The sequence below is a fragment of the Massilia sp. 9I genome, from assembly GCF_902506415.1.
Lineage (GTDB): Bacteria > Pseudomonadota > Gammaproteobacteria > Burkholderiales > Burkholderiaceae_D > Telluria.
Genome location: NZ_LR733275.1, coordinates 2428219 through 2450492, shown reverse-complemented (window position 1 = coordinate 2450492; position 22274 = coordinate 2428219). Strand labels below are relative to the sequence as shown.

19 protein-coding genes are annotated in these 22274 nt (G+C 66.4%); 12 read left to right on the top strand and 7 right to left on the bottom strand.

All coding sequences use genetic code 11. From position 1 onward, the window contains the following. The first annotated feature begins 117 nt into the window (after positions 1–117). The 3 genes from GV068_RS10980 (at position 118) to pncB (ending at position 2262) form a co-directional block, all read left to right on the top strand. Entirely contained in the window at positions 118–330 is a 213-nt protein-coding gene (locus GV068_RS10980; protein ID WP_159697356.1) for a hypothetical protein, read from the top strand. Positions 331–555: 225 nt separating this feature from the next. After that, positions 556–1059, top strand: a complete 504-nt coding sequence (locus GV068_RS10975; RefSeq protein WP_159697355.1) for an SET domain-containing protein — start codon at positions 556–558, stop codon at positions 1057–1059. Positions 1060–1068: 9 nt separating this feature from the next. Beyond that, complete coding sequence (gene pncB / locus GV068_RS10970) at positions 1069–2262, top strand: nicotinate phosphoribosyltransferase (protein WP_159697354.1); 1194 nt, start codon at positions 1069–1071, stop codon at positions 2260–2262. Positions 2263–2298: 36 nt separating this feature from the next. Here pncB and GV068_RS25415 read toward each other — a convergent pair whose 3' ends face one another. Then, positions 2299–3906, bottom strand: coding sequence for a methyl-accepting chemotaxis protein (locus tag GV068_RS25415; RefSeq protein ID WP_159697353.1), 1608 nt, complete (start codon positions 3904–3906; stop codon positions 2299–2301). A gap of 299 nt (positions 3907–4205) precedes the next feature. Between GV068_RS25415 and GV068_RS10960 the strand changes: the two genes are divergently transcribed. Continuing rightward, positions 4206–4955, top strand: coding sequence for a GAF domain-containing protein (locus GV068_RS10960; RefSeq protein ID WP_159697352.1), 750 nt, complete (start codon positions 4206–4208; stop codon positions 4953–4955). A 79-nt stretch (positions 4956–5034) separates the two neighbouring features. Next, complete coding sequence (locus GV068_RS10955) at positions 5035–5448, top strand: DUF4019 domain-containing protein (RefSeq protein WP_159697351.1); 414 nt, start codon at positions 5035–5037, stop codon at positions 5446–5448. Positions 5449–5451: 3 nt separating this feature from the next. Here the strand turns inward: GV068_RS10955 and GV068_RS10950 are convergent, their stop codons facing one another. The 4 genes from GV068_RS10950 to GV068_RS10935 form a co-directional block, all read right to left on the bottom strand. After that, positions 5452–6522, bottom strand: a complete 1071-nt coding sequence (locus GV068_RS10950; RefSeq protein ID WP_159697350.1) for an L-dopachrome tautomerase-related protein — start codon at positions 6520–6522, stop codon at positions 5452–5454. After that, a complete protein-coding gene (locus GV068_RS10945; protein WP_159697349.1) occupies positions 6519–7712 on the bottom strand; it encodes a DNA topoisomerase IB in 1194 nt (397 codons plus the stop codon). Before GV068_RS10945 ends, GV068_RS10950 begins: the two co-directional genes overlap by 4 nt. A 78-nt stretch (positions 7713–7790) precedes the next feature. After that, entirely contained in the window at positions 7791–9440 is a 1650-nt protein-coding gene (locus GV068_RS10940) for a Na+/H+ antiporter (RefSeq protein WP_159697348.1), read from the bottom strand. Positions 9441–9483: 43 nt separating this feature from the next. Continuing rightward, positions 9484–11709, bottom strand: coding sequence for an ATP-binding protein (locus GV068_RS10935; protein ID WP_159697347.1), 2226 nt, complete (start codon positions 11707–11709; stop codon positions 9484–9486). A gap of 169 nt (positions 11710–11878) precedes the next feature. Between GV068_RS10935 and GV068_RS10930 the strand changes: the two genes are divergently transcribed. The 7 genes from GV068_RS10930 (at position 11879) to GV068_RS10900 (ending at position 20518) form a co-directional block, all read left to right on the top strand. Beyond that, positions 11879–14263, top strand: a complete 2385-nt coding sequence (locus GV068_RS10930; RefSeq protein WP_159697346.1) for a bifunctional salicylyl-CoA 5-hydroxylase/oxidoreductase — start codon at positions 11879–11881, stop codon at positions 14261–14263. A 24-nt stretch (positions 14264–14287) separates the two neighbouring features. Next, positions 14288–15142, top strand: a complete 855-nt coding sequence (locus tag GV068_RS10925) for an enoyl-CoA hydratase family protein (protein ID WP_159697345.1) — start codon at positions 14288–14290, stop codon at positions 15140–15142. 2 nt (positions 15143–15144) lie between these two features. After that, positions 15145–16311, top strand: coding sequence for an acyl-CoA dehydrogenase family protein (locus GV068_RS10920; RefSeq protein ID WP_159697344.1), 1167 nt, complete (start codon positions 15145–15147; stop codon positions 16309–16311). Then, complete coding sequence (locus tag GV068_RS10915; protein WP_159704887.1) at positions 16311–16703, top strand: RidA family protein; 393 nt, start codon at positions 16311–16313, stop codon at positions 16701–16703. Before GV068_RS10920 ends, GV068_RS10915 begins: the two co-directional genes overlap by 1 nt. A gap of 103 nt (positions 16704–16806) precedes the next feature. Next, on the top strand, positions 16807–19650 hold the full coding sequence (locus GV068_RS10910; protein ID WP_159697343.1) for a pitrilysin family protein: 2844 nt from the start codon (positions 16807–16809) through the stop codon (positions 19648–19650). 5 nt (positions 19651–19655) lie between these two features. Then, complete coding sequence (locus GV068_RS10905) at positions 19656–20270, top strand: pyridoxamine 5'-phosphate oxidase family protein (protein ID WP_159697342.1); 615 nt, start codon at positions 19656–19658, stop codon at positions 20268–20270. 20 nt (positions 20271–20290) lie between these two features. Beyond that, the gene (locus GV068_RS10900) at positions 20291–20518 is read left to right on the top strand and encodes a hypothetical protein (protein ID WP_201303277.1); all 228 of its coding nucleotides are present in this window, start codon (positions 20291–20293) and stop codon (positions 20516–20518) included. 28 nt (positions 20519–20546) lie between these two features. On the opposite strand, the gene GV068_RS10895 is transcribed toward GV068_RS10900, so the two are convergent. Together GV068_RS10895 and GV068_RS10890 are read right to left on the bottom strand one after the other, a co-directional pair. Further along, positions 20547–21839, bottom strand: coding sequence for a sorbosone dehydrogenase family protein (locus GV068_RS10895; protein ID WP_159697341.1), 1293 nt, complete (start codon positions 21837–21839; stop codon positions 20547–20549). Further along, positions 21836–22267 carry a DUF2231 domain-containing protein gene (locus tag GV068_RS10890; RefSeq protein ID WP_159697340.1) on the bottom strand — a complete coding sequence of 144 codons (432 nt, stop codon included), beginning with the start codon at positions 22265–22267 and terminating at the stop codon, positions 21836–21838. The genes GV068_RS10895 and GV068_RS10890 overlap by 4 nt, the downstream gene beginning before the upstream one ends. Between the last annotated feature and the right edge of the window lie 7 nt (positions 22268–22274).

Genomic DNA, 22274 nt, shown 5'->3' with positions numbered 1-22274 from the left:
CAAATGCGGGCCGCGCTGCTCGCGCCCGATCTGGGCACCGACGCCCTCGACGTACTGGCGCTCCGACGCACCGGCAGCGGCAGGCGCCTGACGGCATAAAGGAACAAAGGAGAGAACATGAAACGTAGTCGAAACGAGATGGTGGAAGCCGATGCAGCCTTGCAGGTGCGGCGCCGCATGCAGACGCGCGGCAAACGCCGCCTTGTGAAGCGCATCCTGGAACGCAATGCGCAGTGGCGGCGCCTGGTGGCCGGCGGCATGGCGGCCGGGACGGCGGCGCTGCTAGCCAGCCTGTTGATGCTGGGCGAAGCCGCTGCCATGGCGAGTTAGAACCGGGAAGCGCGGTGTGTTCGAGAACAGCGATGTGACGCTGCGCGCGACGGTTCCCGAGATCCTCGTCCTCGGCTGGCGGGAACACCTCGCGGATGCGAGCATGCGCATGCTGCATGACTGCGCGGTGTCGCCTTGCCGCGCTGCGCAAAATGTGCGGCATCGCGGGCGCGATTGGTACCATAATAGCAATCGCTTCCATAACCAGCCCACGATCCCACCGCGATGACCACGACCGCCGCCAAGTCCAGCCCTGCCTACGAAGTCAGGAAGTCCCCCGTCCACGGCAACGGCGTCTTTGCGCTCAAGCCCATCGGCGCCGGCGAACGCATCATCGAGTACCGGGGCGAGCGCATCACCTGGGACGAAGCGACGGAGCGCGCGGCCAAGGCCGGCGGCCCGATCAACCACACCTTTTATTTCACCCTGGCCGACGGGCGCGTGATCGACGGCGGCAGCCGCGGCAACGCGGCGCGCTGGATCAACCATGCCTGCTCGCCCAACTGCGAAGCCTTCGAAGACGACGGCCGTGTTTACATTCACGCGATGCGCGACATCGAACCGGGCGAAGAGCTGAACTACAACTACGCGCTGATCTACGACGAGCGCCACACCCCGGCGCTGAAGAAGCTGTTCGCCTGCCGCTGCGGCACGCCGGGCTGCACCGGCACCATGCTGGCGCCGAAGAAGCGCGTCAAGAACCGCGCGCCGAAGAACTTCACCGCCTGAAGGACAGCGATGAAACCTGTCGTCCGCAGCCTGCTCGAGACCGATCTGTACAAGTTCACCATGTGGCAGGCCCTCCTGCACAGCCATCCGGACGCGGTGGGCGAGTACGAATTCCTGTGCCGGAACCAGCCGGCCTATCCGCTGGCCGAACTGAAGGAGGAGGTCGAACGCGAGCTGGATCATCTCTGTTCGCTGATGTTCCAGGAACACGAGATCGCCTACCTGCGCGGCCTGCGCTTCATCCGGAGCGATTTCGCCGACCTGCTTACGCTGTTCCGTTTCCAGCGCAAGTTCATCCAGGTCGAGACCGACGGCCCGCACCTGCGCATCCGCGCCACCGGTCCGCTGGTGCACGTGATGGGCTTCGAGATCTTCGTGCTCTACATCGTCAACGAGCTGTATTTCCGCCGCTTCGATCAGCAGGCGGCCATTGCCGAAGCACGGGTGCGCCTGCAGCAGAAGATCGACGAGCTGCGTGCCTTCGAGCAGGAGCCGCCGCGCGCCACGCCCTTCGAGTTTTTTGATTTCGGCGTGCGCCGGCGCTTCTCGGGCGAGTGGCACGACGAGGTGGTGGCGACCATGGCGCGCGAGCTGCCGCAGTTTTTCAAGGGCACCTCGAACGTCTACCTGGCGCATAAATACAACCTGGTGCCGATCGGGACCATGGCCCATGAGTACCTGCAGGCCTATCAGGCCTTCGGGGTGCGCCTGCGCGACTTCCAGAAGGCGGCGTTGGAAGACTGGGTGCAGGAATACCGGGGCGACCTCGGCACCGCGCTCACCGACGTGGTCGGCATGGATGCGTTTCTGCGCGACTTTGACCTGTATTTCGCCAAGCTGTTCGACGGCCTGCGCCACGATTCGGGCGACCCGGTGGAGTGGGGCGAAAAGGCGCTGGCGCACTACGCGCGCCTGCGCATCGATGCGCGCACCAAGCGCATGGTGTTCTCGGACGCGCTGACGGTGCCCAAGGCGCTGGCTCTGTACCGCCACTTCGCCGACCGCACCATGCTCGGCTTCGGCATCGGCACCAAGCTCACCAACGACACGCCTTACCCGGCGCTAAACATCGTCATGAAGCTCACCCACTGCAACGGACAGCCGGTAGCCAAGCTGTCGGACACGCCGGGCAAGTCGATGTGCACCGATGAGACCTTCCTGGCCTACCTGCGCCAGGTGTTCAACCACCCCGGCGAGGGCTGAGCAGGGCGGCAGCGCCGCCCATGCCTGGGTGCCGGATCAGGCCGCGCGGATCAGCCGGCGCTGCGGCTGGTAGGGCTGCTGGTGCTGCGTACCCGACTCTTCCAGCTGGAAGGTATTCACCACCGCCGCCAGCTCCGCCGCCTGGGTCTGCAGCGACTGCGCAGCGGCCGCCGCTTCCTCGACCAGGGCCGCATTCTGGATCGTCATCTCGTCCAGGCGCGAAATCTCTTCGTCGACGCGCTCGATGTCGGCGCGCTGGGCGCCCGTCGCGCTGCTGATCTGGCCCATGATGTCGGTGACGCGGTGCACGCCCTCGACCACCTGGCGGATGGTGTCTCCCGCCTGGCCGACCAGCGCCGCGCCCAGGCCGACCTTGTCCACCGAATCCTCGATCAGGGCCTTGATCTCCTTGGCCGCTGCCGCCGAGCGGTGCGCGAGGTTGCGGACCTCGCTCGCCACCACGGCGAAACCGCGTCCCTGTTCGCCGGCGCGCGCCGCTTCGACCGCCGCGTTCAGGGCCAGGATATTGGTCTGGAAGGCGATGCCGTCGATGACCGCGATGATGTCCACGATCTTCTTGGACGAGGCGTCGATCAGCTGCATCGTGGTGACCACTTCATCGACCGCGGCGCCACCCTTGACCGAGATGCTGGACGCGTCGCCGGCCAGTGCGCTGGCCTGGGCCGCGTAGTCGGCGTTCTGGCGCACCGATTCGATCAGCTGCTTCATCGAGCTGGCGACCTGGGCCAGGGCCGCGGCCTGGGTCTCGGTGCGGGTCGACAGATCCAGGTTGCCCGAAGCGATCTCCGACGAGGCCGAGGCGATCGCGTCGGTCCCGCCGCGCACCTTGCCGACGATGCCGCTCAGGCCGTCGCGCATGGCGCTCATCGCGAACAGCAGGCTGGACGGACGGGCGCGGGTGGTATCGACCGGGTGCTGCAGTTCGCCCTCGGCGATGGCGCGCGCGACGCTGGTCGCGTAGGCGGGCTCGCCGCCAAGCTGGCCGACCAGGCTGCGCACCAGCACCACGGCCACGATCACGCACAGGGCGACCGCGACTGCGCTCAGTCCCGTGATCCAGTACCGGGTACTCGATGCCTCAGCGTTGGACATGGCAACCGTATCGGCGGTGTGGGCCTGCAGCTCATTGAGCAGGACCTCGATGTCGGCCACGATCTGGCGCCGCAGCGGGCTGCATTCATTGACCAGAAAGGCGCCGAAGCCTTCCAGGTCGCCGCTGGCGCGATAGGAGCGCGGCCGTTCCAGTTCGCGCGCCATGGTGTGCATGCCCGCGCGGACTTTCTTGTATTGGGGGTGTTCGGCCAGGACGGCGTCCAGGCGGGTGAGGGCGGCCAGGTACTGCGCCTTCTGGCTGTCGACGAGGTCGAGCTCGCGGCGTGCGGCGGCATCGTCCTTGAAGATATACGCGTTGCGCGCCGCGATGCCGGTCTGGGCCAAGGCCTCGCGCGCCGCATACAGGGGTTCGAGTTCGGCGTTGCGCATGTCGTCGGCCGTATGCAGGGCACGCTCGATACTGTTGACGCTTGCAACGGAGAATGCGGCGAGGACCAGTGTGACCACCAGGATCAGCGAAAACGCCGCGTAAAGTTTTGTGGCGATGCCCGTATGCTTGAAGACGTTCATGTTTTTTTCTAAGGCAATAGACTGTTGGGGGAGTGACAAGGAGTGTTGTCAGCAAAACCTGTCAATTGTATTGTGTTCAATCAACTTTCTTTTCAGCAAATCTGTATCGTGCGCGGTATTGAACCGGGCTTGTCCGGTTAATTAGATTTGTTCAAATCGATTATTTAATTTAGTTCAATTTCTTTTAGTCAATTTTTTTTGACGGAATTGTGTATATCAGAACATGAATTCTTAGGCAAGCCTTAAAGATGAGAATTTTCGGCAAATCGGCTATACTCTTGAAATCTATAGGACCGCTAATGCAGAGCAAGTTCACCGAAGAGGATCCGATCCTCACCACCAGTGCCGCAGCCCGGATGTTGGGTGTTGCGACCAGTACTGTTCAGCTGTGGATGGAGAGCGGCGCCATCCCCTCGTGGAAAACCCCGGGCGGGCACCGCCGTACCCGGCAAAGCACCATCCAGGCCATGCTGGACCGGGCGGGCCCGCTCTCGGGCGCGCTCTCCGGCGAGACCCTGGTGCAGGCGCCGACCGATCCCGAATTCCTGTTGCAGGGCGGCGAAAGCTATCCGACCCATCCGGACGAAGCGCGCCGCCTGGCCGTGCTCGCGGCATCGGGCCTGGTCGACAGCCCGCAGGAAGAGCGCTACAACCGCATCGTTCGCCTGGCAGCCACCGTGACCGGTTCGCCGATCGCGCTGGTCTCGCTCCTGACCGCGCGCCGCCAGTGGTTCAAGGCGCGCATCGGCCTGGGCCCGCAGGAAACCCCGCGCGAATGGGCCTTCTGTTCGCACGCGATCCTGCAGGACGCGCCCTTCATGGTCGAAGACGCCGCCACCGACGAACGCTTCCGCGAAAATCCGCTGGTGCTGGCCGAGCCCCACATCCGCTTCTACGCCGGGGTGCCGCTGCGCGACCGTTCCGGCCTGCCGATGGGCACGCTGTGCGTCATCGATCGCGAGCCGCGCCGCCTGCGCACGGCCGAACTGCAGGCGCTGTGCGACCTGGCCGATATTGCATCGTCCGAGTTCCAGGCCAAGTCGGCTTAAGCTGAAGCAATAATTTGCGATAAAGTCGCATCCGCTTTCCGGTATGCTGGACAGATCTTGTCCACTACCGGGAGCTGCCATGCGCTTTGCCGCCATCCTGTTGTCCATCGCCGCGTTCGCCCAGCCTGCCGGCGCGCAGGATTCTCCCGCCGCCACGCAGGCAGCCACCAAGGCCGCCGAAGTCTGGCTGGCGCAGGTCGACGCCGGTGACTATGCGGGGAGCTGGAAGGAGGGGGCGGCGACTTTTCGCGGCCTGGTGAGCCAGGAACGCTGGAACGAGGCCCTGCGCGGGGCGCGCGCGCCGCTCGGCGCCGTCAAGTCGCGCACGCTGGCCAGGGCCCAGCACACGCTCAAGTTGCCCGGCGCACCCGAGGGCGAGTATGTCGTGATCGAGTACCGGACTGAATTCGCCACCCGCGCCGGCACCGAGACCGTGGTCCCGATGCGCGAAGCGGACGGCAGCTGGAAGGTGTCCGGCTACTTCGTCAAGTAAGGCTCAGAACCGTCCACCTGTCAGTTTCCACAACTGGGTAGGCAGGGCGGGCGGCGCGTCCGGCTTGAAGAAAGCCGAATCCTGGATGTGCGAGGTGGTCACGTAGACCGTGCCGTCCGGGCCCTGGGTGAAGGTGTCCGGCCAGCGCAGGCGTTGGTCCTGCACCAGTACTTCCGGCCGGCCGGACGGTCCCTGGTCGAGATCGCGCACCTTCACCGCATCGTCCTCGACCGCGCTGAGCAGCATTTTATTGGTCCCGCGCGGGATCAAGAGGCCGTCCGAGACCCCATTCTTGCCGAATTCCTCGACCTGGTCGCCGACATCGCCGCCCTGCATGCCCTTACCGGTCAGGAAGCCGGTATCGATGCGGTACAGCGTATCGCCCTTGATCGCCTGCCAGTACAGCCAGCGGCCGTCGCTGGACAACTCGATGCCGTCGGCCGAGAACTCCACGCCGCGTCCGTCCGGGCGGCGCAGCTCCTCGCCGTCGGCCTTGACGGTCAAGCCCTTCTTCATTTGCGTGGTCGGATGGCCGTCGAGCAGGCGCACGGTCTTGCCGGCTTCCAGGTCCACTACCAGGATCGCGCCGACCACGCCGGAATCGGTGATGAAGGCATGCTTGCCGTCTTTCGAGAAGCGCACGTCGTTGAGGTAGGAGCCCTGCGGCGCCGCTTCTTCGTCGAAGGCGATGCTGCGCTTGACCTTGTCGCCGGCCAGGTCGATCTGGACCAGCTTGGCGCCGCCGGAGACCAGGTGGGCCTGGGCCGGCGCCGCCGGATCCAGCACCCACAGGCTGCCGCGGCCATCGGCCACGATGCTCTGTACGCAGACCCAGTGCTCGCCCGGCTCCAGTTCGTCCTTGCGCGCATTGCGCCAGGCGTTCCATTGTTCGTCGGGGTAGGGGCGCAGCGCCCCATCCTTGCCGACTTCCGCCACCGACACCGCGCTGTCCTCGGTCCAGCGCGGGAAGTTCACGAAGATGCGGTTGTCTTCCGATACCGATACGCCCGTGACCTGATGATCGAAAGTGGCCACCTGCTCGATGGTCCACGCCGATGCTTGATCCTTGCTCATGCGGCTCCTCTCATCTGTTGGTTGGCGGCCGGGCGCCGTGGGGCGCGCGCGGCCTTCTTCGGTTTGGCGCTCTTGGGTTCGCGCTTGCGCTGCTGTTCCACCTCCTGCTCGTGGCGCAGGCGCTGCTGCAGCATGGCCAGCACCGCGGCTTCCTCCGGCTGCAGCGCATGCAGGTCGTCCATGAGTTCCTGCTCGGTGCGTTCGCGCATGACTTCCAGCACCGTGCCGTCGAGGTAGGCGTCGAGCACCACCGGGTGCACGTAGCACTTGCGGCAGACCGTCGGCGTGTTGCCGAGCTTCTCGGCCACCGACTCGATGGCGCGCACGATGTTCTTCTTGGCCTGGGCCTCGGAATCGAACTTCTCGAATTCCTGCAGCGCCAGCGCGGCCAGTACGGTGCCCGACCAGGTGCGAAAATCCTTGGCGGTATAGTCTTCGCCGGTGATCGAGCGCAGGTAGTCGTTGACGTCGCTGGAATCGATGCTGTGGGTTTCGCCCTCGTCGTCGATGTACTGGAACAGCTCCTGGCCGGGCAGGTCGCGCGAGCGCCGGATGATGCGCGCCACGCGGCGGTCGTGCACCTGCACCTTGTGATAGACGCCGCTCTTGCCGCGGAACCGGAACTCGACGTCGCTGCCGTCCACCTTGACGTGGCGGTTGCGCAGCGTGGTCAGGCCGAAGGACTTGTTGGTGCGCGCGTATTCCTCATTGCCGACTCGCATCATGGTCGCCTCGAGCAGGTAGACAATGGTGGCCAGCATCTTCTCGCGCGGCATGCCGGGCAGGGACAGGGCGCGGTCGACTTCCTTGCGGATGGCCGGCAGCGCCTGGCCGAAGTTCAGCATGCGCTCGTATTTCACCTCGTCGCGCACGTTGCGCCATTTCGGGTGGTAGCGGTACTGCTTGCGCCCCTTCGCATCGCGCCCGGTGGCCTGCAGGTGGCCGTTGGCCTGGGAGCAGATCCACACATCGGTCCAGGCGGGCGGGATGACAAGCGACTTGATGCGCCCCAGCGTGCTCTCGTCGGTGACGGCATCGCCGCCGGCGTCGAGGTAGCGAAAGCCATCCCCCTGTTTTTCGCGCCGGATGCCCGGCCGGTCGTCGAGCACGTAGCGCAAGCCCGCGGCCTTGGCGGCGGCGGGTGGATCGCTGAGCGGGTTGTCGGCGCTGCCGTGGTCTTCGCTGTGCATGTGGGGCTCCTCGAATCTGGTCGCCCGATCCTACGCCGAAGCCGCCAGGGGCGCCGTTCGGAAGCTAACGTAGCGCGCCTAATGCGTGCCGGGGGAGCGGTAGCGCGCTTCGACCAGGTCGATCTCCTGCACCAGCCGGCGCGCCGTCTCGTCGGACAGCTGGCCGTGGCGCGCCATCTGCTGCAGCACCTTGCGCTCGGCGCTAAGGGCCGCCAGCCGGTAGTGGCGTTCCGCTTCCTCGGCCACCCGCACCCGCGCCGGATGGGTGCCGTCGCCGGAGCCGCCGCCGAGCCGGTGCTGGTACAGGCCGCGCACCTGCTCGGCGGCGCTGGCGTGGATGTCGGCATCCTTTTCGTCGAAGGGCGTCGGGTGGCCAGCCATGTCGATGGCGCCGAGCGCCGCCAGCGCGGCCGCCTGGCGCGCCCGTTCTTCCTCGATCTCGGACGCCGTCTCCGGCGGCAGTTCCAGTCCGCGCAGCACACGCGGCAGGCCGACGCTGGCCACGATCAGCGAGACCACGATCACGGCGCTGGCCAGGAACACCGCCAGGTCGCGTCCCGGGAAGGGTTCGCCGCCGGGCAGGGCCAGCGGCAGGGTCAGGATGCCGGCCAGGGTAATCGCGCCGCGCACCCCGGCCAGCGAGGTGGCGAAGATCAGGCGTTTCCTGGGCATGATGCCTTCGCGCCCGGCGCGCCGCGCGGCCATGCGCGACAGCCGCAGCGAGACCCAGACCCAGACAAGGCGCAACAGGATCAGGCCGAGGCTGATCGCCAGCGCATTCCCCGCCAGCCACCAGAAGTCGCGCGGCACCGGCAAATCCGGCCCGCGCAGCGCCGCGCGTACGATGTCGGGCAGCTGTTCGCCCAGCAGCACGAACATCACGCCGTTCAGCGAGAACTGCACGGTATCCCACACCACGTTGCGCCGCACCCGGGTGGTGGCCAGCGCGCGCCCGCCCAGCTCCACATAGCTCATCGTGATGCCGGCGGCGACCGCGGCCAGGATGCCGGACGCGGCGATGTGCTCGGCCGCCAGATAGGCGCCGAAGGGCAGCAGCAGGTTGAGCAGGATCGAGGCGCCGGGTTCCTCGCCGAATCTCTTGGCCAGCAGGCGCTGGACCGCGCCCATGGCCAGCGTGATCACGACGCCTGTGGCGATGCCGCCCAGCGCCACCCACAGGAAGGTCAGTGCGGCGCTGCCCAGCGAGAAGCTGCCGGTGAGCGCGGCCGCCACCGCGAAGCGGAAGCACACGAGGCCGCTCGCGTCATTGAGGAGCGACTCGCCTTCCAGGATGTGCATCAGGCGCGGCGGAATCGGCACGCGCGCCGCGATCGAGCCCACCGCCACCGGATCGGTCGGCGCCAGGATCGCTGCCAGCGCGAACGAGAGCGCCAGCGGCATTTCGGGAATCAGCCAGTGGATCAGGAAGCCGGCGCCGACCACGGTGAACAGCACCAGGCCGAGGGCCAGCTCGAGGATCACGCCCTTGTCGCGGAACAGCCCGACCTTGGGGATGCGCCAGCCGTCCAGGAACAGCAGCGGCGGCAGGAACAGGATGAAGAAGGTGTGCGGTTCCAGCCGCACCGGATGCCAGCCGAAGCTGGCGATCGCCACGCCCAGCCCGATCTGCACCAGCGGCAAGGGCAGGGCGATGGGCAGCAGCCGCACCACGTAGCCGCTGGCGACCACCGCCAGCAGCATCGCCAGTACCACCCCGACTTCACCCATGCGCTCTCCTCCGAGGAAAGCCCGATGATATGTCAGCTGCCGCCTAGGTGGCGCCGGCCGCGGCCAGCAGCTCGCTCAGCTGCACCGTATTGACGGGTTTGACCATGTAGTGGTCGAAGCCGGCGTCGTGCGCGGCGTCGCGGTCCTGCTGGCGGCCGTAGCCGGTGGCGGCGATCAGGGTCGCGCCCCTGGTCTGCGGGATGGCGCGCAGGCGGCGCGCCAGCTCGTTGCCGTCGAGGTCGGGCAGGCCGATGTCGAGCAGGCAGACCTGGGGTGCGAACACCTTCGCCATCTCGATCGCATCGAGCGCGTTGTAGGCGATCTCGACCCGGTGGCCGGCGGCGGCCAGGAACAGGTTGAGGGTGTGGGCGGCGTCGAGGTTGTCGTCCACCACCAGCACGCGCAGCGGCGCCTGGGCGGTGGCGGCATGGCGCACCGCCTCCGCCACCGGCGATTCGAGCTCCTGCTCGAAGCGCGGCAGACGCACGGTGAAGGTGCTGCCCTTGCCGAGACCCGGGCTGGAGGCGCTGACGCTGCCGCCGTGCAGCTCGACCAGGCTGCGCACCAGCGCCAGGCCCAGTCCGAGGCCGCCCTGCGAGCGGTCAGGGGTGCGCTCGGCCTGGGTGAATAGGTCGAACACGCGCCCGACCAGGGCCGCTTCCATGCCGATGCCGTCGTCCGCCACCGTCAAGACGTAGCCGTCGCCTTCCTCGGCCAGGCGCAGTTCGATGTGGCCGCCCTCGGGCGTGTACTTGGTGGCGTTCCCGAGCAGGTTGGCGACCACCTGCACCAGGCGCTTGTGGTCGCCCTTGACCCGCACTGGCGCGGGCGGCAGGTCCAGCACCACCTTGTGGCGCCGTGTCGTGACCAGGGGGCGGATCTGCTCGGCCGCGTCGTCCACCACCTTGCGCAGGTCCAGCACCCCGGTCGACAGCGACACCAGGCCGCGCGTGACGCGCGAGACGTCCAGCAGGTCGTCCACCAGGCTGGTCATGTGCTCGACCTGGCGCGCGATGATGGCGCAGGTCTGGGTGATCTGGGCGTTGTCCGAGTGGAGCAGCTTGAGCAGGTGGGCGCCGGTGCTGATCGGCGCCAGCGGATTGCGCAGCTCGTGCGCCAGCATTGCCAGGAACTCGTCCTTGCGCTGGTCGGCCGCGCGCAGCTCGCGCTCGGCCTGGCTGCGCGCCGCTTCCTTGGCCTGCAGCGTGGCGGCCATCTCGTCCAGCGCCCCGGCCAGGCGGCCGATTTCTTCGTTGCCGTGGCCGATGCCGGTACGCGCCTCCAGCTCGCCGGCGGCGATGCGGCGCGCGGTCTCCATCAGCTTGCGCACGCGCTGCACGATCAGGATGTCGCCGGCCAGCCAGGCCGCCAGCAGGGCCAGCAAGGTGGTCACGCCCAGGCCCAGCAGCGACATCAGCTGGGCCTCGCGCGCGGCCGCGGTGATGGTCTCCACCGGCACGCCGATCGTCACCGTGTACTCCGACAGCGAGGGGCCGCCCACGCGGGCGAAGGCATGCAGGCGCTCGACGCCATCCTCGCCGCGCAGCACCACCGGGCGCAGCGAAGGGTCGCGCATGGCGCCCAGCAGGGTCGTGCTGAGCTTTTTCCCGAACCAGCGTTCCGGATCCGGACGGCGCGAGATGATCACGCCGCCCGAGTCGGCCGTCTCCAGGATCGAGCCGAGCGGCAGGTTGATGTCGTTCACGAAGGTGTCGAGCCCGGCCAGGTCCATGGCCGAGAACACCACGGCGACCACCTTCCCGCTGCGGTCGGTGACCGGATAGGTGAGGTTGATGGTGTGCTTGCGGATGACGCGCCCGAACACGTAGTCGCCGGCGATGAAGCGGCGCTCGGCGATGGCACGCCGGAAGTGGCGGCGGTCGCCCAGGTTCACCGGGTGCAGCAGCGGCACTGCACTGCAGCTGACGTTGCCGTCGAGGCGGATCAGGCCAAAATTGACGTAGCCTTCGTTGCGGTCGAGGACGTCCCCCAGCAGGGCGTTGCAGCGCTCGGTCGGGCCCAGCAGATCGGGCACACTGACCAGGTCGACCAGGATCTGGCGCGCCCGTTCCAGCGACTGCGCTTCGTTCGCGGCAGCCAGGCCGGTGAGGCGCTGCAGGTTTTCCTGGGACGCGCGGATGGCGGCTTCGCGCTCGCGGATCCCGCCCAGCACCGTCATGATGGCGATCGGCGTGATCGCGAGTGCGACCAGCAGCATCAGGCGGCTGCGCAGGCTGTTCAGGCCCAGACGCTGGAGCAAAGGATTCATCGACATCGGCGACTCGCGGTTGGCAGTGCACCGAACCGGTGCAAACGTTTCCGTATTGTACTAAAAGGAGAGGCGAGTCTGTACGGACGTCGACTTTTGTCCAACGATTAGTTGACACCTAAAGCATCTGCCCATGTAAGATATCGGCAACACCAGACAGGGAGCGTGAATGAAGATCGTGTGCGTGGGCGGCGGCCCGGCAGGCCTGTACTTCGGACTGTTGATGAAGAAGCGCCATCCGGACTACGCGGTCACCGTCGTCGAACGCAACCGGGCCAGCGATACCTTCGGCTGGGGCGTCGTGTTTTCCGACCAGACGCTCGGCAACCTGGCCGGCGCCGACGAGGAGAGTGCGCGCGCCATCCTGCAGTCCTTCAACCACTGGGACGACATCGACGTCCACTTCAAGGACCGCACCGTCAAGTCCGGCGGACATGGCTTCTGCGGCATCGGCCGCAAGCGTCTCCTGGGCATCCTGCAGCAGCGCGGCGCCGCCTTGGGCGTGCAGCACGAATTCGAACACGAGGTGCGCGACGACCTGGAGCTGGCGCGGGCCTACGGCGCCGACCTGGTGGTCGCCTGCGACGGCGTGAACAGCGCGGTGCGCAACCGTTACGCGTCCGTATTCCAGCCCGAGGTCGAACGCCGCCACTGCCGCTTCGTCTGGCTCGGCACGCGCAAGAAGTTCGACGCCTTCACCTTTGCTTTCGAAGAGACCGAACACGGCTGGTTCCAGGCCCACGCCTACCAGTACGACGGCGACACTTCGACATTTATCGTAGAGACGCCCGAGGAAACCTGGCAGGCCGCGGGCCTGGAAGCCATGAGCCAGGAACAAGCCCTGGCCTTCTGTGAGCGCCTGTTCGCGCGCTACCTCGACGGCGCGCCGCTGATGGCCAATGCCGCGCACCTGCGCGGTTCAAGCATGTGGATCCGCTTCCCGCGCATCGTTTGCCGCGAGTGGATTCACTGGAACGAGATCGATGGCCGCCGGGTGCCGGTGGTGCTGATGGGCGATGCGGCGCATACCGCCCACTTTTCGATCGGCTCCGGCACCAAGCTGGCGCTGGAAGATGCGATCGAGCTGGCGCGCTGCCTCGATGACGCTGCCGTGGGCATGGAAGAGGCGCTGGGGCGCTACCAGGAAGCGCGCCGGGTCGAGGTGCTCAAGCTGCAGAGCGCGGCGCGCAATTCGATGGAATGGTTCGAGAACGTCAAGCGCTACACGGCGATGGAGGCCGAGCAGTTCGCCTATTCGCTGCTGACGCGCAGCCAGCGCCTGTCGCACGAGAACCTGCGCCTGCGCGACCCCAGCTACGTCGGCGGCTTCGAGCGCTGGTTCGCCAAGCGCGCGGCGGCGCAGGCCGGCGTGCCCGCGCCTGTTTCTCCTACCCCGCCGATGTTCACGCCCTATAAAGTCCGCAGCGTGCTGCTGAAGAATCGGGTGATCGTCTCGCCCATGGCCCAGTATTCGGCAGTCGACGGCACGGTCGGCGACTTCCACCTGACCCACCTCGGCGCGCGGGCGCTGGGCGGTGCGGCCCTCGTCATGGCCGAGATGACCTGCACTTCCGCTGATGCGCGCATCACGCCCGGCTGTCCGGGGCTGTACACGCCGGAACACACGGCGGCGTGGAAGCGCACCGTCGACTTCGTTCACGCGAATTCGGATGCGAAGATCGGCGTGCAGCTCGGCCACGCGGGCGCCAAGGGCTCGACCCGGCCGATGTGGGACGGCATCGATCTACCGCTCGATGAGGGTAACTGGCCGCTGGTCTCGGCCTCGCCCCAGCAATACCTGGCCGGTGTATCGCAGCTGGCGCGTGAGGCGACGCTCGACGACCTGGAACGCATCAAGGCCGATTTCGTCCGTGCCACCCAGGCCGCGCGTGATGCCGGCTTCGACTGGCTGGAACTGCACTGCGCCCACGGCTACCTGCTGTCCAGCTTCATTTCGCCGCTGACCAACCGGCGCCAGGATGCCTATGGCGGCAGTCTGGAGAACCGCTGCCGCTATCCGCTCGAGGTGTTCGCCGCGATCCGCGCCGTCTGGCCGGTGGAGCTGCCGATCAGCGTGCGCCTGTCCGCGCACGATTGGGTCGAAGGCGGCATCACGCCAGACGATGCAGTGGCAATCGCGCGCCTGTTCAAGGAAGCCGGTGCGGACATGATCGACTGCTCTTCGGGCCAGGTCAGCAAGGAAGAACAGCCGGTCTACGGCCGCATGTTCCAGACCCCGTTCGCCGACCGCATCCGCAACGAAGCGGGCATTCCGACGATTGCCGTCGGTTCGATCTACGAGGCCGACCACGTCAACAGCATCATTTCCGCCGGCCGCGCCGACCTGTGCGCCGTGGCCCGGCCGCACCTGGCCAATCCGGCCTGGACGCTGCTGGAGGCCGCGCGCATCGGCTACACGGGCGCCAGTTGGCCGCGCCAGTACCGCGCCGGCAAACAGCAGCTCGAACGCAACCTCGAACGCGAACGCCAGCTGCAGGCGGCCAGCAGCGGCCTCACGCCGCAGCAAGTGGCCGCGCGCCTGCTCGAAGGCTGAACCCACACCATCAGGAGCCAACGCATGCACTACCTACCGGGCGAAGCGCACCGGCTGCCGGGCAGCCGCGCCAGCCTCGCCGCCTACCAGGCCACCCACTTTCAATATGCCGTGCAGGAGCGGGTGGCCACCATCACGCTCAACCGCCCAGAGCGCAAGAACCCGCTGACCTTTGAATCCTACGCCGAGCTGCGCGACCTGTTCCGGGGCCTGGCCTATGCGGACGACGTCAAGGCCATCGTCATCACCGGCGCCGGCGAGAACTTCTGCTCGGGCGGTGACGTGCACGAGATCATCGGGCCGCTGACGAAACTCGACATGCCGGGGCTGCTGGCCTTCACCCGCATGACGGGCGACCTGGTGAAAGCCATGCGCGCCTGTCCGCAGCCGATCGTGGCCGCGGTGGACGGCGTTTGCGCCGGCGCCGGCTCCATCCTGGCGCTGTCCTCGGACATCCGCTACGGCACCGCGCGCAGCAAGACCGCCTTCCTGTTCACCCGCGTCGGCCTGGCCGGCTGCGACATGGGCGCCTGCGCGCTGCTGCCGCGCGTGATCGGCCAGGGCAGGGCAGCGGAACTGCTCTACACCGGCCGCGCGATGAAGGGCGAGGAAGCTGAGCGCTGGGGCTTCTTCAACCGCCTGTGCGAACCGGATGCGGTGCTGGCGCAAGCCCAGGCCTTTGCTGCGCAACTGGCGAACGGCCCCACCTTCGCCCACGGCATGACCAAGAAGATGCTGCAGCAGGAATGGAACATGGGGGTGGACGAAGCGATCGAGGCCGAAGCCCAGGCCCAGGCGATCTGCATGGCCACCAATGATTTCCACCGGGCCTACCACGCCTTCGTGGCCAAGGACACGCCCCGCTTCGAGGGAGATTGAGTATGGCCGACCGTGACTATCTCGACTGGCCTTTCCTGGAGCCGCGCCACCGCGCGCTGGCGCTGGAGCTCGACGCCTGGGCCGAAGGACACCTGAAGGAGGCGCACGGCAGCGACGTCGACGCCGCCTGCCGCGCCCTGGTGCGGGAACTCGGCAGCGGCGGCTGGCTGCGCCATGCCATCGGCGGCGCGGATGCCTCGATCGACACCCGCGCCATCTGCCTGATCCGTGAAACCCTGGCGCGCCACGCGGGCCTCGCCGACTTCGCCTTCGCCATGCAGGGCCTGGGCAGCGGCGCCATCTCGCTGTTCGGCACCGAAGCACAGCAGGGGGCCTGGCTGCCGCGCGTAGCCAACGGCGAGGCCATTGCCGCGTTTGCGCTGTCCGAGCCGCAGGCCGGTTCTGACGTCGCCGCGATGCAATGCGCCGCACGCCTCGATGGCGACAGCTATGTGCTGGATGGCGAAAAGACCTGGATCTCGAACGGCGGCATCGCCGACTTTTATGTTGTCTTTGCGCGCACCGGCGACGGCGGTGGTGAGGGCGGCCGCGGCTCAAAGGGCATCTCCGCCTTCATCGTCGAAGCCGGTGCGCCCGGTTTCGAGATCGCCGAACGCATCGACGTGATCGCCCCGCACCCGCTGGCACGCCTGCGCTTCAACGGCTGCCGGGTGCCGGTAGCGAACCGGATTAGCGAAGAAGGGAAGGGCTTCAAGGTGGCGATGGCGACGCTCGACGTGTTCCGCACCTCGGTGGCGGCGGCCAGCCTCGGCTTCGCCCGCCGCGCACTGGACGAAGCCCTGACGCGCGCCCGCGAACGGGCGATGTTCGGCAAGACCCTGGCCGACTTCCAGCTTACCCAGGCCAAGCTGGCCCAGATGGCGACCGGCATCGACGCTGCCGCTTTACTGACCTATCGCGCCGCCTGGATGCGCGACCAGGGCAAGAAGGTGACCAAGGAAGCCGCCATGGCCAAGCTCACCGCGACCGAGACCGCCCAGCAGGTGATCGATGCCGCGGTCCAGATGTTCGGCGGCCAGGGCGTGGTCAGCGGCGAGACCGTCGAGACGCTGTACCGTGAAATCCGCGCGCTGCGCATTTATGAAGGCGCGAGCGAGGTCCAGCTGCTCATCATCGCGCGTGAACTGCTTGCAGGAGAAGCGGCATGATCGAGATTCTTCAACCGGCGGGTTGGGTGCGCCCGAAAGGCTATTCGAACGGCATTGCTGCGCGAGGCAAGCAAATCTACGTGAGCGGCATGATCGGATGGGACGCCGAGTGTCGCTTCCAGACCGACGACTTCGTCGGCCAGTGCCGCCAGGCCCTGGAAAACGTGGTGGCCGTGCTGCGCGAAGGCGGCGCGGGCCCGGAACACATCGTGCGCATGACCTGGTACGTGCTGGACCGCCGTGAATACCTCGAGGCCGGGGCTGAATTGGGCGCCGCCTACCGCGACGTCATCGGCCGTCATTTTCCGGCCATGAGTGCGGTGCAGGTCGCGGCGTTGATGGAAGAACGGGCACGCGTCGAGATTGAAGTCACTGCTGTCATCCCGGACTGAGAGAACGCTGCTTTTTCGTTGTAGCAATTGGGGAATTGCAATACTATCCAGAACGTCGCGGCGCGTCGCGCCGACCGTTCGATTATTGTAAGGATCCGATCGCATGAAGATGTCCCCCTTGCCTCTCCTGCTGGCCGCGTGTTTCGCGTCGACCGCCCTGACGCCGGCCCACGCCGCCGTGAAGCCGGCCCAAGCCGCACCGAAAGCGCAGCTGAAAGTGGACTACCAGAAGTTCACGCTGCCCAACGGCCTGGAGGTGATCTTCCACATCGACCGTTCCGATCCGGTGGTGGCCGTCAACCTGACCGCACACGTTGGTTCGGCCCGCGAAAAGGCCGGCCGCACCGGCTTCGCTCACCTGTTCGAACACCTGCTGTTCCTGGAGTCGGAAAACCTGGGCAAGGGCGGCCTCGACAAGATGACCGCACGCATCGGCGGTTCCGGCGCGAACGGCTCGACCTCGCAGGACCGCACCAACTACCTGCAGACCGTCCCGAAAGACGCGCTGGAAAAGATGATCTGGGCCGAAGCGGACAAGCTGGGCTGGTTCATCAATACCGTGACCGATCCGGTGCTGGCCAAGGAAAAGCAGGTCGTCAAGAACGAGAAGCGCCAGGGCGTCGACAACGCGCCCTACGGCCACACCCGCTACGTCATCAACAAGGCGCTGTACCCGGCAGACCACCCATACAACTGGCAGGTGATCGGTTCGCTGGACGACCTGCAGAACGCGACCCTGGACGACGTCAAGGAATTTTTCCGCCTGTGGTACGTGCCGAACAACGTGACCCTGGTGCTGGCCGGCGACTTCGATCCGATCCAGGCCCGCAAGTGGGTCGAAAAGTACTTCTCGGAGATCAAGCGCGGCCAGCCGATCAAGGCCATCGCCAAGCGCCCTGGCGTGGTCAAGCAGACCGTCAAGCTGGCGCATGAAGACAACTTCGCCAAGCTGCCCGAGCTGACCATGGCCTGGCCGACCGTCGAGGACCTGCATCCCGATTCCTATGCGCTGGAAGTGCTGGCCGAATACCTGTCCCAGACCAAGCGCGCACCCTTCTACAAGGTGCTGGTGGAAGACAGCAAGGTCGCGCCAAGCGTCCAGATCGGCAACCAGACTTCGGAGATCGCCGGCCAGTTCATGCTGCGCGTGCGCGCCTTCGAGAACAAGCGCCTCGACGACGTGGCCGGCGAGGTCGACAAGGCCTTCGCCAAATTCGAGAAGGAAGGCATCTCCGAGCGCGACCTGAACCGCATCAAGGCCGGCCTCGAGACCCGCTTTTACAACTCGGTCTCCAGCGTGCTGGGCAAATCGGCGCTGCTCGCCGAATACAACTACCTGAACGGCAATCCGGGCTATGTCGCGGACAGCATCAAGAAGACCCTGGCGGTCACGCCGGCCGACGTCAAGCGCGTGTACGACACCTACATCAAGGGCAAGCCTTTCGTCGCCACCAGCTTCGTCCCGAAGGGCAAGCTCGAGCTGGCCCTGAGCGGTTCGAACAAAGCCGATGTGGTCGAAGAGAAGGTGGTGCAGGGCGCGGAAGCGGCGGTCGACCCGACCGCCAATGCGGCCTACGCCAAGACCCCGTCCTCGTTTGACCGCAGCAAGGAGCCGCCGTATGGCTTGAGCCCGGCGGTGAAGGTGCCGCAGGTCTGGGACACCAAACTGGCCAACGGCATGCGCGTGCTCGGCATCGAGAACAAGGAAGTGCCGCTGGTGCAGTTCGACATCGCGATCGACGGCGGCCTGCTGCTCGACAAGGCCGACAAGGTGGGCGTGGCCAACCTGATGGCGCGCATGATGACCCAGGGTACGGCCAAGAAGACCCCGCAGGAGCTGGAAGAAGCGATCCAGCAGCTGGGCGCTTCGATCAACGTGTCGGCCCGCACCGAAGACGTGCGCATTACGGTGAACACCCTGGCGCGCAACTTCCAGGCGACCCTGGACCTGGTCGAGGAAATCCTCTTGCAGCCGCGCTGGGACGAAAAGGAATTCGCCCTCATCAAGCAAAGCGTGCTGAGCCAGATTCGCCAACAGGATGCGGAACCGAATGCCATCGCCAGCCGCAACTTCGCCAAGCTGGTCTATGGCAAGGACGACCCGCGTTCGCGCAACATCCTCGGCACTACCGAGAGTGTCAATGCGATCACCATCGACGACCTGAAAGCCTTCTACCAGGCCAACGTGTCGCCGTCAGTGGCGCGCATGCACGTGGTCGGCGCGCTGCCGAAAGCAAGCGCGGCGGCCTCGCTGGCAGGCCTGGGACGCGATTGGAAGGCCAAGCCGGTCGCACTGCCGGCGGTGGCAACGGCGGCAAGCGCGCCGGCGCCAGCAAAGGTGTATTTCGTCGACGTGCCGGATGCGAAGCAGTCGGTGCTGCAGGTCGGCTACCGCGCGCTGGCCGTGACCGATCCGGACTACTACCCGGCCACCGTCACCAACTACATCCTGGGCGGCGGCGGCTTTGCCTCGCGCCTGACCCAGCAGCTGCGCGAAGGCAAGGGCTACACCTACGGCATCAATTCCAACTTCGGCGGCAGCAAGAGCGCCGGTCCGTTCGTGATCGCCAGCGGCGTGCGCAGCAACGTGACGCTCGAATCGACCCAGCTGGTCAAGCAGATCCTGCAGGACTACCCGAAGACCTATTCGGATGCCGACCTCGAGACGACCAAGAACTTCCTGATCAAGAGTAACGCGCGTGCTTTTGAGACGGCCGGCGCCAAGCTGGCCATGCTCGACAACATCAGCAAGTACGGCTGGCGCGCCGACTACGTCAAGGAGCGCGAGCGCATCGTGCAGTCGATGACGCTGCCGCAGATCCAGGCGCTGTCGCAGAAGTACCTCGATCCGTCGAAGATGGTGTGGCTGGTGGTGGGCGACGCCAAGACCCAGCTGCCGCGCATGAAAGAGCTGGGCTTCGACGAGCCGGTGCTGATCGAGCGCTAAGCCGCATGGACCAGCACCTGATCACCGATCTGGCGGCGCTGGAGGCGCTGTTCGGTCCCGTGGCGGCGCCCTCGATCGCCAAGGAGACCGACAGCCTGCATCCGGTGTACGCGCGCTGGGTCGCGCAGGCGCGCTTCGCCCTGCTGGCGACCAGCGGCCCGGGTGGACTGGACGTGTCGCCGCGCGGCGACGCCGGCCCGCTGGTGCGGGTGGTGGACGAGCACACGCTGCTGCTGCCCGAGCGGCGTGGGAACAACCGGATCGACAGCCTGCGCAACCTGGTGGCCGACCCGCGCGTGGGCCTGCTGTTCATGATTCCGGGCGTGGGGGAAACCCTGCGCGTGCGTGGCCGCGCGCAGATTAGCAATGATCCCGCGCTGCTGGCCTCGTTCGCGGTGGATGGCAAGCCGCCTCTGTGCGTCCTGCAGATCGCGGTCGAGAAGGTGTTCTTCCAGTGCGCCCGCTCCATCCTGCGCTCTCGCCTGTGGTACCCCGACGAGCACGAGCGCTCGCAAGTGCCGACGCCGGGAACGATGCTGGCCGCGCTGACGCAGGGTGGCATGGACGGTGACGCCTACGACCAGGCCTTGCCCCAGCGCCAGCGCGATACGCTCTACTGAATGTAGACCGAGGCCATACTGTGCTGGAGTTCACGATCGATGTTCTGGGATGGGTCTGCCGGATCCTGATCTGTGAATTGCTGGCCAGACTGATCGAAAAGCTGTTTTACTGGCCTGGCTGGGCCTTGCTCCGCGTCCTCTCATTCGGCCGCTACCCGCCGGCACAAAGCACCAGGCACAATCGTTTCGCAGTGGCCTTGTTCGCCGCGGTCAGTTTCGTGTCCTTGATACTGATCGTATCGACCTAACGCGGCGAACAAGCTCCATTGTGCGGTGTCAGGGCTGGCGCACCACCCGCCAGACGGTATTCGCCAGGTCATCCGCGACAATGAGCGCGCCACGCGGATCGACCGTTACACCCACCGGGCGGCCGCGGGTTTTTCCATCGCCGTCACGGAAGCCCGTCACGAAGTCGATCGGGTTACCTGCGGGCCGGCCGTTCTTGAATGGCACGAAGATCACCTTGTAGCCGACTGGGTTCTGGCGGTTCCAGCTGCCGTGCTCGCCGACGAACACGCCCTCGGCGTAGCTTTCCCCAATCGCCGGCATCGAGAAGCTCACGCCCAGTGCGGCCACGTGCGAGCCCAGGCTGTAGTCAGGCTTGACGGCGGACGCCACCTTTTTCGGATCCGGCGGCTGCACACGGGTGTCGACGTTCTGTCCCCAATAGCTGTACGGCCAGCCGTAGAAGGCGCCCGGGCGCACCGAGGTCAGGTAGTCCGGCACCAGGTCTGGTCCGATCTCGTCGCGTTCGTTGACCACGGCCCACAGCTGGCCGGTCCCCGGCTGGATCGCCAGCGCGGTCGGATTACGCAGGCCGGTAGCAAAGGGCTTGTGGGCGCCCGTCTCGGCGTCGATCTGCCACACCATGGCGCGGTCGAGTTCGGCCTCCATGCCGCGCTCGGTGATGTTGCTGTTCGAGCCGATGCCCACGTACAGGAAACGCCCATCCGGGCTGACGGCCAGTGCCTTGGTCCAGTGGTGATTGATCTCGGAAGGCAGCTTCGCAACCGAAGTCGGCGGGCCGGCGGCCTCGGTCTGGCCTGGCTGGTAGTCGAAGCTGACCAGTTCGCCCTGGTTGGCGACGTAAATCTTGTTGTTGGCGAAGGCCAGGCCGTAAGGGGCATCCAGGTTGTTCGCGAACACGGTCTTCAGCTCGTACTTGCCGTCGCCGTCCGCATCGCGCAGCAGGGTCAGGCGGTTGCCGCTCTTGACCTTGGTGTTGCCCTTGGCCTTGATGTAGCCCGCGATCACGTCCTTAGGTTTCAGCTTGGCCGCCTTGCCGCCGCGGCCTTCGGCCACCAGGATGTCGCCATTCGGCAGCACCAGGGTCTGGCGCGGGATCTGCAGGTCGGTGGCGATGGCCGTGACGGTAAACCCCTTGGGCACGGTCGGAACCTGCTTGCCCCATTCGGTCGGCTCGGCGATCTTCATGCTGGGCAGGAGACCGCGTTCCGGCGCCGGGAGCTTGGGATCCGCGCCCAGTGCCGGGGCGCCGCCTTTTTCATTCGAGCAGGCGGTAACCAGCACCGCCATGCTCAACAGCGTCAATGTGCTCAGACGTTTCATTGCGGGCCTCCCGTGCGCTGTTTGAGACCCAACCAGGCCGTGATGATGATGAGAATGGTGACGATCACCGATAGCACCAGGCCGCCTGGCATGACCGCCCAGGCGTCCTTGGCATGCTGGAAGTTGTTGATCAGGCCAAGCACCCAGGTCACCAGAAGCAGCAGGAAGTAGGTGAGGGGCTGCCCAGATTTGTGCCGTGCGCGCAGCAGATTAATCAGCGCAAACAGCAGCGCGAGTCCGCTGAAGAGTTCGGCCCCGGCGAGGAGCCAGGACGCGAAATTACTCCACTGAATCTGGTGGCTCTGGTAGTAGGCGTAGTCGCTGAGCAATGCACCAAGGAACAGGGGCACTGATCCGCCGAGAAGGATCGCGTGAAATGGGCCGGGCCGGATTCCATGGATCGGGCCGGCGCTGACTGGAGTGGTCATGGGGTCG

What these genes read in the sequence shown, in the direction of transcription:
- GV068_RS10980 (WP_159697356.1), top strand. Translation starts at nt 118, where the DNA reads ATGAAACGTAGTCGAAACGAGATGGTGGAAGCCGATGCAGCCTTGCAG.
- GV068_RS10975 (WP_159697355.1), top strand. Translation starts at nt 556, where the DNA reads ATGACCACGACCGCCGCCAAGTCCAGCCCTGCCTACGAAGTCAGGAAG.
- pncB (WP_159697354.1), top strand. Translation starts at nt 1,069, where the DNA reads ATGAAACCTGTCGTCCGCAGCCTGCTCGAGACCGATCTGTACAAGTTC.
- GV068_RS25415 (WP_159697353.1), bottom strand. Translation starts at nt 3,906, where the DNA reads ATGAACGTCTTCAAGCATACGGGCATCGCCACAAAACTTTACGCGGCG.
- GV068_RS10960 (WP_159697352.1), top strand. Translation starts at nt 4,206, where the DNA reads ATGCAGAGCAAGTTCACCGAAGAGGATCCGATCCTCACCACCAGTGCC.
- GV068_RS10955 (WP_159697351.1), top strand. Translation starts at nt 5,035, where the DNA reads ATGCGCTTTGCCGCCATCCTGTTGTCCATCGCCGCGTTCGCCCAGCCT.
- GV068_RS10950 (WP_159697350.1), bottom strand. Translation starts at nt 6,522, where the DNA reads ATGAGCAAGGATCAAGCATCGGCGTGGACCATCGAGCAGGTGGCCACT.
- GV068_RS10945 (WP_159697349.1), bottom strand. Translation starts at nt 7,712, where the DNA reads ATGCACAGCGAAGACCACGGCAGCGCCGACAACCCGCTCAGCGATCCA.
- GV068_RS10940 (WP_159697348.1), bottom strand. Translation starts at nt 9,440, where the DNA reads ATGGGTGAAGTCGGGGTGGTACTGGCGATGCTGCTGGCGGTGGTCGCC.
- GV068_RS10935 (WP_159697347.1), bottom strand. Translation starts at nt 11,709, where the DNA reads ATGAATCCTTTGCTCCAGCGTCTGGGCCTGAACAGCCTGCGCAGCCGC.
- GV068_RS10930 (WP_159697346.1), top strand. Translation starts at nt 11,879, where the DNA reads ATGAAGATCGTGTGCGTGGGCGGCGGCCCGGCAGGCCTGTACTTCGGA.
- GV068_RS10925 (WP_159697345.1), top strand. Translation starts at nt 14,288, where the DNA reads ATGCACTACCTACCGGGCGAAGCGCACCGGCTGCCGGGCAGCCGCGCC.
- GV068_RS10920 (WP_159697344.1), top strand. Translation starts at nt 15,145, where the DNA reads ATGGCCGACCGTGACTATCTCGACTGGCCTTTCCTGGAGCCGCGCCAC.
- GV068_RS10910 (WP_159697343.1), top strand. Translation starts at nt 16,807, where the DNA reads ATGAAGATGTCCCCCTTGCCTCTCCTGCTGGCCGCGTGTTTCGCGTCG.
- GV068_RS10905 (WP_159697342.1), top strand. Translation starts at nt 19,656, where the DNA reads ATGGACCAGCACCTGATCACCGATCTGGCGGCGCTGGAGGCGCTGTTC.
- GV068_RS10895 (WP_159697341.1), bottom strand. Translation starts at nt 21,839, where the DNA reads ATGAAACGTCTGAGCACATTGACGCTGTTGAGCATGGCGGTGCTGGTT.
- GV068_RS10890 (WP_159697340.1), bottom strand. Translation starts at nt 22,267, where the DNA reads ATGACCACTCCAGTCAGCGCCGGCCCGATCCATGGAATCCGGCCCGGC.